This window comes from Streptomyces sp. NPDC002619, assembly GCF_042889305.1.
Lineage (GTDB): Bacteria > Actinomycetota > Actinomycetes > Streptomycetales > Streptomycetaceae > Streptomyces.
Genome location: NZ_JBIAQV010000033.1, coordinates 77,535 through 89,018, shown reverse-complemented (window position 1 = coordinate 89,018; position 11,484 = coordinate 77,535). Strand labels below are relative to the sequence as shown.

The following is an 11,484-nucleotide window of genomic DNA, read 5'->3' as shown; positions in this document are numbered from 1 at the left end:
TGGCCGCCCTGAATGTTCTACGGGCCGGGCTGGCCCGTCGCGAAGCCCAACCGGCATAGCGAGAAGCCACCCCGTTTACGGGGTGGAGGAGTCACAGGAACGGCACCGTCCCGTGGACCATGCCCCAGCGACATCCGCCACACCGATGTGACGCCGGCGGCACGCCGACGGCGCGCCAGCGCCCACACCACCAGCGCGGCCAACGGCAGCGCGACCAAGGTGATGAGCAACACACCGTTGAACGTATCGAAGCAGCTGTGCCACCGCCCGGCCATGCACCTCGGAGCGGACATCATGAGCGGCCGCCGTACGACGAACACGGCGCCCGCCATTCCGAGGATCGCCAGGCTGAGGAGCACGATCCTGCGCGTGCGGCGGGGCGGTGCCGACAGGGATGCATCGTGGTTCATGCCCCCATTGGAGACGGAGCGCCGTTGCGGTGGCGTATGCGATTTTCGATACGCCCGCGATACACGGAATCCCCGGCATCAAGGAACTGGCGCAAGCCGGCAGTGAGATGGTCCCGCCGCTGCTGATCGCGCCGGCCCAGCTACTGCAGGTGCTGGACGACTCGTCCGTGAACATCGCACTGCCGAGCATCCAGGACGAGCTCGCCGTCCCGCCCGCACATCTGCCCTGGACCGTGAACGCCTAAACTGACCTGGCCCTACCAGGGCCTGTCCGGCGGATCAGGTCGCAGACGCGGGGTCTATGAGGCGCCGCAGCTTTCCTCCGACCTGATCCGCCGGACAGGCCCTAGCCAACTTGATCAGCGTCATCAGCCGGGGCAGAACCGCTGGGGCCGAATCGGCCTTCGCCGTGGCTGCTTCGAAGGGTTCTGTTGCGGCACTTGGCCGTATGACGGTCGCTGAGGGCACGCCGCCGGAGGGCGAGGAGATCCGCCGTGTGCCGACCGGCGACCCCGGCATGGGCGTGATCCGCCACCTGGACGTGAGCTCCGGCCGCGCGAACAGGTCGCGATCATGCGGGGCGCACGGGTGCCGATGAGGGGCAGGGTCGACCCTGCCCAGTCGGCGTTCTGTGTGTTCGGATCCTTGACCCCTGCTCGGCCCTCCATGATGCTGTGTTGCGACAAGTGAGATACGTGCCGTAATAAGCAACACTTGAATCAGGTCTCGTACCAGCTGAGGAGTGGCCATGACTCACCAGGTCCGTGCTGTCGTCGCGCGGGGGAAGGGCGCCCCCGTCAGCCTGGAAACGATCATCGTGCCCGACCCCGGCCCGGGTGAGGCGCTGGTGAAGATCGAGGCCTGCGGGGTCTGTCACACCGATCTGCACTATCGCGAGGGCGGCATCAACGACGACTTCCCGTTCCTGCTGGGCCACGAGGCCGCGGGTGTCGTGGAGTCGGTGGGGGAGGGTGTCACCGACGTCGCTCCGGGTGACTTCGTCATCCTCAACTGGCGTGCCGTGTGCGGGCAGTGCCGGGCCTGTCTGCGTGGACGGCCGCAGTACTGCTTCAGCACCCACAACGCGAAGCAGAAGATGACCTTGACCGACGGCACCGAGCTGTCCCCGGCCCTGGGTATCGGCGCGTTCGCGGAGAAGACGCTGGTGGCGGCGGGGCAGTGCACCAAGGTGGACCGGGCGGCATCGGCGTCCGCCGCCGGACTGCTGGGCTGCGGAGTGATGGCGGGCATCGGCGCGGCGATCAACACCGGCAACGTCGGACGCGGTGACAGCGTGGCGGTCATCGGCTGCGGTGGTGTGGGGGACGCTGCGATCGCCGGCGCCCGGCTCGCCGGGGCGGCCACCATCATCGCGGTCGACATCGATGACCGGAAACTCGAGACTGCGAAGAAGATCGGCGCGACCCACACCGTCAACTCCAAGCAGGGCGATCCGGTGGAGGCCATCCGCGAGCTGACTGGCGGCTTCGGCGCGGACGTCGTCATCGAGGCGGTCGGCCGCCCGGAGACGTACAAGCAGGCCTTCTACGCCCGCGACCTGGCCGGCACTGTCGTCCTCGTCGGCGTACCGACCCCGGAGATGAAGCTCGAACTGCCGCTGCTGGAAGTCTTCGGCCGGGGCGGCGCGCTGAAGTCCTCCTGGTATGGCGACTGCCTGCCCTCCCGTGACTTCCCGATGCTCATCGATCTCTACCTGCAGGGCCGACTGGATCTGGACGCCTTCGTCACGGAGACCATCGCACTGGACGAGGTCGAGAAGGCCTTTGAGCGGATGCACGGCGGCGACGTACTGCGCTCGGTGGTGGTCTTCTGATGGCCGGCATGGCGGGTGCCCGCATCGAACACCTCGTCACCTCGGGGACGTTCTCCCTGGACGGTGGCACCTGGGACGTCGACAACAATGTCTGGATCATCGGTGACGACACCGAGGCCGTCGTCATCGACGCTGCGCACGACGCCGAGGCGATTGCCGAAGCCCTCGGCGGACGCACGCTGCGGGCCATCGTGTGCACTCACGCCCACAACGACCACATCGACGCAGCCCCCGAACTCGCCGACCGTACCGGTGCTCCGATCCTGCTCCACGGCGACGACCTGCCGCTGTGGAAGCAGACCCACGCGGAGCGGTCCCCCGACGGCGAACTGGCCGACGGGCAGGTCGTCACGGTGGCGGGTGTCGAGCTGACCGTGCTGCACACTCCTGGCCACGCCCCCGGCGCGGTGTGCCTGTACGCGCCGGGCCTGAAGGCACTCTTCAGCGGTGACACGCTCTTCGCGGGCGGACCGGGGGCGACGGGAAGGTCGTACAGCCATTTCGGCACGATCGTCGACTCGATCCGGGACCGGCTGCTGACCCTGCCGGGCGACACGGTCGTGCACACCGGTCACGGGGAGATGACCACCATCGCCGCCGAGGCCCCGCATCTTCAGGAATGGATCGACCGCGGATTCTGACCGCTGCCGACCGCGCGGCGGCGGCCTCGTCTCAACATTCGAAGACGCTCAGCACTTGTTGACGTCTCAGCACTCGATGACGTTGACCGCGAGGCCGCCGCGCGAGGTCTCCTTGTACTTCACCTTCATGTCGGCACCGGTCTCGCGCGTCGTCTTGATGACCTTGTCGAGCGAGACCACATGCGTGCCGTCGCCGCGCAGCGCCATCCGCGCCGCGTTGATCGCCTTGACGGAGGCCAGGGCGTTCCGCTCGATGCAGGGGATCTGGACCAAGCCTCCGACCGGGTCGCAGGTCAGCCCGAGATTGTGCTCCATGCCGATCTCCGCGGCGTTCTCGACCTGCTCCGGCGTGCCGCCGAGCGCCTCGACGAGACCAGCGGCGGCCATGGAGCAGGCGGACCCGACCTCGCCCTGGCAGCCCACCTCGGCCCCGGAGATCGACGCGTTCTTCTTGAACAGCGCCCCCACCGCGCCGGCGGCGAGCAGAAAGCGGACGACCCCGTCCTCGTCGGACCCGGGAACGAAGCGCGTGTAGTAGTGCAGTACCGCGGGCACGATCCCGGCCGCACCGTTGGTGGGCGCGGTGACCACGCGACCGCCCGAGGCGTTCTCCTCGTTGACGGCCAGCGCGAAGAGGTTGACCCAGTCCATGATGTGCAGCGGATCCACATCCTGGGAGTCCTCGGCGAGGCTGCGCAGCAGCTGCGGGGCACGGCGGGGCACCTGCAGCCGCCCGGGCAGGGTGGTCTCGGTCCGTGAACAGCCGCGCTCCACGCACTCCTGCATCACCCTCCACATCCGCAGCAGGCCGGCGCGCACCTCGCTCTCGCTCCGCCGGGACAGCTCGTTGGCGAGAACCACCCTGCTGATCGGCAGGCTGGTCTCGTAGGCGCGCAGCAGCAGTTCGGATGCCGAGCCGAAGGGGAGCGGTACCGGAGTGTCGTCGGGCTTGATGCGGTCGGCTCCCGTCCACCACGAAGCCCCCGCCCACCGAGTAGTACGTGCGCGCCCTCACGTCGCGGTCATCGTGGTCCCGGGCCGTGAACACCATGCCGTTGAGGTGGAACGGCAACGTGCGGCGACGGTGCAGCACCAGGTGCTCGCGCTCGCGGAACTCCACCTCCCGGCGGCCCAGCAGCCGCAACCGGCCGGCCTCGTGGATCCGGTGCACCCTGTCGTCCACGGTGTCGGTATCGACGGTTTCCGGATCCTCGCCTTCGAGGCCGAGGAGTACCGCCTTGCCGCTGCCGTGGCCGTGACCCGTGGCGCCGAGCGATACGAAGAGTTCTGCCCGGACCGAGCCGGTGCGGGGGAGCAGACCGTCTTCGTGCAGCCCCGTGACGAAGCGGCGGGCGGCCTTCATGGGCCCGACGGTGTGGGAGCTCGACGGTCCGATGCCCACCTTGAACAGGTCGAAGACGCTGATCGCCACCCCGGGCCCCTTCATGCGATGTGTTGTCTATAGCGCAAAGAGTTGCGTAAAAAGCAACACGGAACAAGGGGGCTGCCTGTCCTCTGGATGCCTTGACAAGGGTTTGGGGCCGCCCTCAAACTGGCGTTGCGCTTACCGCAATCTGTTTCGCTATACGCACCGAGGTGTCATGATGATTCCCGCGTGCCTTCTCGTGGATCTGCCGCGAGGCGAGGCCTACCGGCTAGACATCGATCCGCCGGTTTCGGTGTTCCACACCGATGACGGCGAGGTCTTCGCCATCGACGACACCTGCACCCACCAGGACGCGTCGCTCGCCGACGGCTGGCTGGAGGGCTGCGAGGTGGAATGCCCGCTGCATGCTTCGAAGTTCGACCTCCGGACCGGAGCCGTCGACGCTCCGCCGGCCAAGCGTCCGGTCCGCACCCATGAGGTCCTCATCGAGGACGGCATGATCTACGTCCGGCCGTCCACGGAGGCACCCAACCTGCCGCCCTGTGTTGTGTCCCGGCTCGCCGGAGGTCCCGCGTGAGGACAGTGGCCGTGGTGGGTGCCTCGCTGGCCGGTCTGTCGGCGGCGCGCTCGCTGCGGAAACGGGGGTACGACGGGCGGCTGGTCGTCATCGGCGACGAACCGCACCGCCCGTACGACAGGCCGCCGCTGTCCAAGGAGTTCTTGGCCGGTGACATCGGCGAAGCCGATCTCGCGCTGGAGTCGGACGACGAGGACCTGCAGGCCGAGTGGCTGCTCGGCGCCCGCGCCGCCGGACTCGACAGCGCGGATCGCGCCGTGCGGCTCGCCGACGGCCGCGAGGTCCGAGCCGACGGCTTCGTCATCGCGACCGGCGCGGCCGCGCGGACGCTGCCCGGCACCGACGGCCTGGCCGGGGTGCACACACTGCGCACCCTGGACGACGCCCGCGCCCTGCGGGACGAACTGGCCATGGGTGGGCGGCTGGTCGTGATCGGCGGCGGATTCATCGGCGCCGAGGTCGCCTCCACCGCATACGCTCTCGGACTCGACGTGACGGTGGTCGAGGCGGCGCCGACGCCGCTCGCCGGACCACTCGGCGAGGCCATGGGCGGCATCGTCTCCGCCCTCCATGAGGACCACGGCGTACGGCTGTTGTGCGGCGTGGGGGTCAAGGGGCTGAGCGGGGAGAGCCGGGTCGACGCCGTCCTGCTCGAGGACGGCCGCAGTATCCCCGCCGACACCGTCGTCGTCGGTGTCGGCGCGCGTCCGTGCGTCGAGTGGCTGGAAGGATCCGGCGTCGCGCTCGACAACGGCGTCAAGTGCGGCGCGGACGGCCGCACCAGCCTCGCCGGTGTGGTCGCCGTCGGTGACTGCGCCTCCTGGTACGACCCCCACGCGGGGATCCACCGCCGCGTCGAGCACTGGACCGGTGCGCGCGAGCGGCCCGACGCGGCCGTGGCCACGCTGCTGTCGTGGGGTGCGGCGGAACCGGGCGTGCCCCGGCCGCCGTACTTCTGGTCGGACCAGTACGGCGTGAAGATCCAGTTCGCCGGTCATTCAGCCGGTGCCGACAGTGTGACGGTCGAGGAAGGCGTCCCGGACGACCGCAGTTTTCTGGCCGTCTACCGGCGTGCCGGGCATCCGGTCGCCGTGCTCGCGATGAACCAGCCGCGGCTTTTCATGCGTTGGCGCAAGCAGCTCGCCTCCGCGACATCTTGACATCACCGATGGTGCATTTCATGCTGCTGTTGCGTATAGCACGCAGCGTTGCTCCATGCAAAACGCTGTCCGGAGTCGCTCTTCCCGGCGCGTGAATGACCGATCCACGACGTTCTCCGAGGAGTGCACTGTGACCTCGACCAGCCTGCCGGACAGCCTGATCGCCACCCTGCCCGGCTCCTCCTACACGGATCCGGGGATCTTCGCCCAGGAGCAGGAGCGCATCTTCGAAACGATGTGGTTCTGTGCCGTACGCTCCTCGGATCTGGCCAAGCCCGGCGCCTTCCGGACCGTCGAGGTGGGCCGCGAGAGCATCCTGATCACGCGCGCACGGGACAACTCCATACGCGCCTTCTTCAACGTCTGCCGCCACCGCGGAGCCAAGCTCTGTACCGAGGAGACCGGCGAGGTCAAGCGCGCCTTCCAGTGCCCCTACCACGCCTGGACGTACGACCTGACGGGCAAACTCGTCGCCGCGCCCAACCTCACCAAGATGCCCGATGTCAGCCGCACGGAGTACGGCCTGGCGAGCGTGGCGACCCATGAATGGCTCGGCTATGTGTGGGTGTGCCTCGCGGAGAACCCGCCTCCCTTCGAGGAGGTCGTGCAGGACGTCGTCGCGCGCCTCGGCGACACCGAGTCGATCGAGCACTACGACATGGAGAACCTCGAGGTCGGCAAGCGGATCGTCTATGACGTCAAAGCGAACTGGAAGCTGATCGTCGAGAACTTCATGGAGTGCTACCACTGCGCCACGATCCACCCCGAACTCACCGAGGTACTCCCGGAGTTCGCCGACGGGTACGCCGCTCAGTACTACGTGGGTCACGGCGCGGAGTTCGGCGCCGAGGTCAAGGGCTTCACCATTGACGGCTCCGAGGGACTGGACCGCATTCCGGGGGTCTCCGAGGAGCAGGACCGCCGCTACTACGCGATCACCGTCAGGCCGCAGGTGTTCATCAACCTCGTCCCCGACCACGTGATCTTCCACCGGATGTACCCGGTCGCCGCGGACCGCACGATCGTCGAGTGCGACTGGCTCTACCTCAAGCACGTCGTCGAAAGCGGCAAGGATGTCAGCCGGTCGGTGGAGCTCTTCGACCGCGTCAACCGGCAGGACTTCGACGCGTGCGAGCGCTGTCAGCCCGCGATGAGCTCCCGGCTGTACGCCAAGGGCGGCGTACTGGTGCCCAGCGAGCACCACATCGGCGAGTTCCACGACTGGGTCCAGGAGCGTCTCGGGACAGGGCAGTCGCAGTAGCGGCGGTTTTCGGCAGGCCGACGGCGGCGGCTGAAGGTGCCGTCGGCGGCGGCACCTGGGTGTTCAGCCCAGGTAGCCCATCCGATGGCTGATCTCCTCCGCGCCCTTGACCAGCACCGGAGCGAGCTCGTGCATGCGCTCCTCGGTGAACCGGTAAGCGGGGCCGGAGGCGCTGAGTGCCGCGATGACCTCTCCGTCCCGGTCGCGGACCGGCGCGGCCATGGCGTGGAGCCCGACCTCCAGCTCCTCCACGGTCCAGGCGTAGCCACGCTCCCGAGCCTCGGCGAGATTCTTCTCGAGCTTCGTCTTCGAGGTCAGGGTGTGCGGGGTCACCTTCTTCAGGCCGGCCTCGGACAGTAGCGCGGCGCGCTGCTTGGCGGGGATGTGGGCCAGCAGGATCTTGCCGCTGGACGTGGCGTGCAACGGGGTCAGCTGGCCGACCCAGTTGTGCGCGGTGACGGCCCCCGGGCCGCGCACCTGGTATAGGTTGATCGCGTAGTGCTCCTGCATCACGGCGATGTTGACGGTCTCGCCGATCTCCTCGGCGAGGCGCTCGCAGACCGGGCGGCCCTGCTGGGTGATGTCGATGCGTCCCGTGACCCCGCCGGCCAGGCGTACGATGCCGAAGCCGAGGCGGTATTTGCCGCGCTCGCCCGCCTGCTCCACCAGACCGCGCGCCTCCAGGGCGCCGAGCAGCCGGAACGCGGTCGACTTGTGAACATCGATCTCGGCGGCCACCTCGCTGACGCCGGCCTCGCCGCGCTGGGCCAGGATTTCCAGCACGCTGATGGCGCGGTCGACAGACTGTACCCCGCCGGACTGCGAACCTGTCGTTTCGGTATCTGGACTGTAGTTGCTCATAGCGAAACTATACGCGCAGTAAACAACAGCAGTGCAAATAACAGCGTCGAAACGTAGACCTTGCAAGTTGCGTTGCTCGCAACCTAGTGCGTATAGCGATACTCGTACTAGCATGCCACGCGTATCTACGGCGCGAGCGAGACGAGGCACCATGGCTCCCCTGCAATACGACTTCGTCATCGTCGGCGGTGGATCCGCCGGCAGCGCACTGGCGAACCGACTCTCCGCCGACCCGGGCAACCAGGTGCTGGTCCTGGAGGCCGGCCGGCCCGACTACCCGTGGGATGTCTTCATCCACATGCCCGCGGCGCTGACCTATCCGATCGGCAGCCGGTTCTACGACTGGAAGTACGAGTCCGAACCCGAGCCTCACATGGGCGACCGGCGCATCTACCACGCGCGCGGCAAGGTGCTGGGCGGTTCCAGCAGCATCAACGGCATGATCTTCCAGCGTGGCAACCCCATGGACTACGAGCGCTGGGCCGCCGGTGCCGGCATGGAGTCCTGGGACTACGCGCACTGTCTGCCGTACTTCAAGCGGATGGAGAACTGTCTCGCGGCCGACCCCGACGACGAGTTCCGCGGCCACGACGGCCCACTCGTCCTCGAACGCGGCCCCGCCTCCAACCCGCTGTTCACCGCCTTCCTCAAGGCCGTCCAGGAGGCGGGTTACCCCCGCACCGACGATGTCAACGGCTATCAACAGGAGGGCTTCGCCCCCTTCGACCGCAACGTCCACCGGGGACGCCGTCTGTCGGCCTCGAAGGCGTACCTCAAGCCCGCGAACAAGCGGCCCAACCTCACCATCACCACCCGCGCCCTGGTCACCCGCGTCCTCTTCGAGGGCAAGCGTGCTGTCGGTGTCGAGTACCGGCGGCGCGGCAAGGTCCAGCAGGTGCGAGCCCGCGAGGTCATCCTCTGCGGCGGCGCGATCAACTCCCCTCAGCTGCTGCAGCTCTCCGGCGTCGGCAACGCCGAGGAACTGAGCGCGATCGGCATCGACGTTGTCCACGACCTCCCGGGCGTCGGCGAGAACATGCAGGACCACCTGGAGGTATACATCCAGTACGCCTGCAAGCAGCCCGTCTCCATGCAGCCGTACATGGCGAAGTGGCGCGCCCCCTTCATCGGCCTGCAGTGGCTCTTCCGCAAGGGCCCCGCCTCGACCAACCACTTCGAGGCCGGCGGCTTCGCCCGCAGCAACGAGGACGTGGACTACCCCAACCTGATGTTCCACTTCCTGCCGATCGCGGTCCGCTACGACGGTTCCTCGCCCGCCGGCGGCCACGGCTACCAGGTGCACGTCGGTCCCATGTACTCCGACGCCATCGGCTCGGTGAAGATCAAGAGCAAGGACCCGAACGAGCACCCGGCGCTGCGCTTCAACTACCTGTCCACGGAACAGGACCGCCGCGAGTGGGTCGAGTCGATCCGCGTCGCCCGCAAGCTCCTCAACCAGCCCGCGCTGGCCCCGTACAACGACGGGGAGATCTCACCGGGCTCGTCCGTGGCGAGCGACGAGGAGATCCTCGCCTGGGTCGCGAAGGAGGGTGAGACCGCCCTGCACCCCTCGTGCACCTGCAAGATGGGCACCGACGAGATGTCCGTCGTCGACCCCACCAGCATGCGCGTGCACGGTGTGGAGGGACTGCGCGTCGTCGACGCGTCGGTGATGCCCTATGTCACCAACGGCAACATCTACGCGCCGGTGATGATGATCGCGGAGAAGGCGGCCGACCTCATCCTGGACAAGGACCCGTTGGCCCCTTCCAAGGCCGCGTACTACCGGTACCGCGACGCCCAGAAGCAGGCCGGTTAGACCTTGGACGGCGAACACTTCCGGGCGCTGCTGCACAGCGTCCGCTACGAGGTGCTGCCCGCGAAGGCGACCGAGGACAAGGTCCTCGCCCATGTCCCGCGCGACGTCGTCGTCACCGTGGCGGCGTGGGCCTGTCCGGCGGATCAGGTCGGAGGAGAGCTGCGGCGCCTCATAAGCGCAGGTGAGCGGGGTCTGGTGCGTCCAGCTGCAAGGCGGGGGAGGGAGTCGACGCGATGGGGGTCCCCCCTGTTCGAGCGAAGCCGAGAACTTGGGGGAGTCGGCAACCGACGACAACGCCGCAGATGGGCGTGCCAGACCCCGCGTCTTCGACATGATCCGCCGGACAGGCCCTAGGGGAGCCTCACTGGTGCCCGGGGTGCAGCGGGCCTCGCTGGGGGCTGCGCCCCCAGACCTCCCTGTCGCCTCAACGGCTCGTCCTCAAAGGCCGGACGGGCTGTTTGTGTCGGCCTGCGCCCCAAGAGCGGGCGTCAGAGGCCGTATACAGCGATGGGCGGGCCGGATTCCGGCCCGCCCATCGCTCGTGCTCGGCTCAGCGGAGGACAACCGTGCGGTTGCCGTCCACCATGACGCGGCTTTCGCTGTGCCACTTCACCGCATGCGCGAGCACCTGCGCCTCCACGTCCCGCCCGACCGTGACCAGCTCCTCCGGGTCGAGCGAGTGGTCCACCCGGACCACGTCCTGCTCGATGATCTGCCCCTCGTCGAGGTCCGGCGTCACATAGTGCGCCGTCGCGCCGACGAGCTTCACCCCGCGCTCGTACGCCTGCTGGTAGGGGCGCGCGCCCTTGAAGCTGGGGAGGAAGGAGTGGTGGATGTTGATGGCGCTGCCCTCCAGCTGTTTGCACAGGTCGTCGGAGAGGATCTGCATGTAGCGGGCCAGCACCACCAGGTCGATGTCCAGCTCGTGCACGAGCTCCAGCAGGCGCGCCTCGGCGTCGTCCTTGGTGTCCTTGGTCACCGGGATGTGGTGGAAGGGGACGCCGTAAGTCTCCGCCAGTCCCTCGAAGTCCCGGTGATTGGAGACGATCGCGGGGATCTCGATGTTGAGAGCGCCGGTGCGCCGACGGAAGAGCAGATCGTTGAGGCAGTGGCCGAACTTGGACACCATGATCAGCGTCCTGGTCGGGGTCGAGGCGTCCCGGAGGGTCCAGGAGATCCGGTAGGCCTCGGCGACGGGACCGAATCGGTAACGCAGATTTTTCAGATCGGCGTTTGGATCGGAAACGTCGAATTGGACCCTCATCAAGAAACGGCCCTTGAGTCGATCATCGAACTGCTGGCTCTCCAGGATGTTGCCGGAGTTCCTGACGAGAAAGCCGCTCACGGCGTGGACCAGTCCGGCGCTGTCCGGACACGAGAGAGTGAGGACGTACTCACGGTCAGGATGCGGTCGAGGGGACATGTGCAGCCTCCGTCGGTGCGTATTGCACAACATGATGAGCGATACGCAACATGGTTGGGCTATGCGCGGCTTGTGGTCAAGAGCGGCCGCGCAACTGCCCGCATGGTGAAA

Annotated in this window: 10 protein-coding genes and 3 pseudogenes; 9 read left to right on the top strand and 4 right to left on the bottom strand. The window is 67.8% G+C overall.

From position 1 onward, the window contains the following. Positions 1–17: 17 nt before the first annotated feature. Positions 18–410, bottom strand: a complete 393-nt coding sequence (locus ACFYXB_RS34655; protein ID WP_389589024.1) for a hypothetical protein — start codon at positions 408–410, stop codon at positions 18–20. 29 nt (positions 411–439) lie between these two features. On the opposite strand from ACFYXB_RS34655, the gene ACFYXB_RS34650 reads away from it, so the two are divergent. The 4 genes and pseudogenes from ACFYXB_RS34650 to ACFYXB_RS34635 all read left to right on the top strand — a co-directional run bounded on the left by ACFYXB_RS34650 (position 440) and on the right by ACFYXB_RS34635 (position 2,885). After that, positions 440–655 (top strand): hypothetical protein, encoded by a 216-nt coding sequence (locus tag ACFYXB_RS34650; protein ID WP_389589023.1) that lies wholly within the window; start codon positions 440–442, stop codon positions 653–655. A gap of 197 nt (positions 656–852) precedes the next feature. After that, positions 853–1,100 (top strand): annotated as a pseudogene (locus tag ACFYXB_RS34645) (hypothetical protein); the annotation flags it as partial. 58 nt (positions 1,101–1,158) lie between these two features. Then, positions 1,159–2,244, top strand: coding sequence for an S-(hydroxymethyl)mycothiol dehydrogenase (locus ACFYXB_RS34640; RefSeq protein WP_389589022.1), 1,086 nt, complete (start codon positions 1,159–1,161; stop codon positions 2,242–2,244). Positions 2,245–2,252: 8 nt separating this feature from the next. Beyond that, positions 2,253–2,885, top strand: a complete 633-nt coding sequence (locus ACFYXB_RS34635; RefSeq protein WP_389589031.1) for an MBL fold metallo-hydrolase — start codon at positions 2,253–2,255, stop codon at positions 2,883–2,885. A 66-nt stretch (positions 2,886–2,951) separates the two neighbouring features. Here the strand turns inward: ACFYXB_RS34635 and ACFYXB_RS34630 are convergent. After that, positions 2,952–4,317, bottom strand: a pseudogene (locus tag ACFYXB_RS34630) (L-serine ammonia-lyase). 169 nt (positions 4,318–4,486) lie between these two features. Here ACFYXB_RS34630 and ACFYXB_RS34625 point away from each other — a divergent pair. The 3 genes from ACFYXB_RS34625 to ACFYXB_RS34615 all read left to right on the top strand — a co-directional run bounded on the left by ACFYXB_RS34625 (position 4,487) and on the right by ACFYXB_RS34615 (position 7,270). Further along, a complete protein-coding gene (locus ACFYXB_RS34625) occupies positions 4,487–4,849 on the top strand; it encodes a bifunctional 3-phenylpropionate/cinnamic acid dioxygenase ferredoxin subunit (protein WP_389589021.1) in 363 nt (120 codons plus the stop codon). After that, positions 4,846–6,009 (top strand): NAD(P)/FAD-dependent oxidoreductase, encoded by a 1,164-nt coding sequence (locus ACFYXB_RS34620; RefSeq protein ID WP_389589020.1) that lies wholly within the window; start codon positions 4,846–4,848, stop codon positions 6,007–6,009. The genes ACFYXB_RS34625 and ACFYXB_RS34620 overlap by 4 nt, the downstream gene beginning before the upstream one ends. A gap of 130 nt (positions 6,010–6,139) precedes the next feature. Further along, positions 6,140–7,270, top strand: a complete 1,131-nt coding sequence (locus ACFYXB_RS34615; RefSeq protein ID WP_389589019.1) for an aromatic ring-hydroxylating dioxygenase subunit alpha — start codon at positions 6,140–6,142, stop codon at positions 7,268–7,270. A 63-nt stretch (positions 7,271–7,333) separates the two neighbouring features. Here the strand turns inward: ACFYXB_RS34615 and ACFYXB_RS34610 are convergent, their stop codons facing one another. Beyond that, positions 7,334–8,131, bottom strand: coding sequence for an IclR family transcriptional regulator (locus ACFYXB_RS34610; protein WP_389589018.1), 798 nt, complete (start codon positions 8,129–8,131; stop codon positions 7,334–7,336). A 151-nt stretch (positions 8,132–8,282) separates the two neighbouring features. Between ACFYXB_RS34610 and betA the strand changes: the two genes are divergently transcribed. Both betA and ACFYXB_RS34600 read left to right on the top strand, forming a co-directional pair. Next, entirely contained in the window at positions 8,283–9,950 is a 1,668-nt protein-coding gene (betA, locus tag ACFYXB_RS34605) for a choline dehydrogenase (RefSeq protein WP_389589017.1), read from the top strand. 3 nt (positions 9,951–9,953) lie between these two features. Further along, positions 9,954–10,076, top strand: a pseudogene (locus ACFYXB_RS34600) (5,10-methylenetetrahydrofolate reductase); the annotation flags it as partial. 424 nt (positions 10,077–10,500) lie between these two features. Here the strand turns inward: ACFYXB_RS34600 and purU are convergent. Further along, on the bottom strand, positions 10,501–11,373 hold the full coding sequence (gene purU / locus ACFYXB_RS34595; protein ID WP_389589016.1) for a formyltetrahydrofolate deformylase: 873 nt from the start codon (positions 11,371–11,373) through the stop codon (positions 10,501–10,503). Positions 11,374–11,484 lie beyond the last annotated feature (111 nt).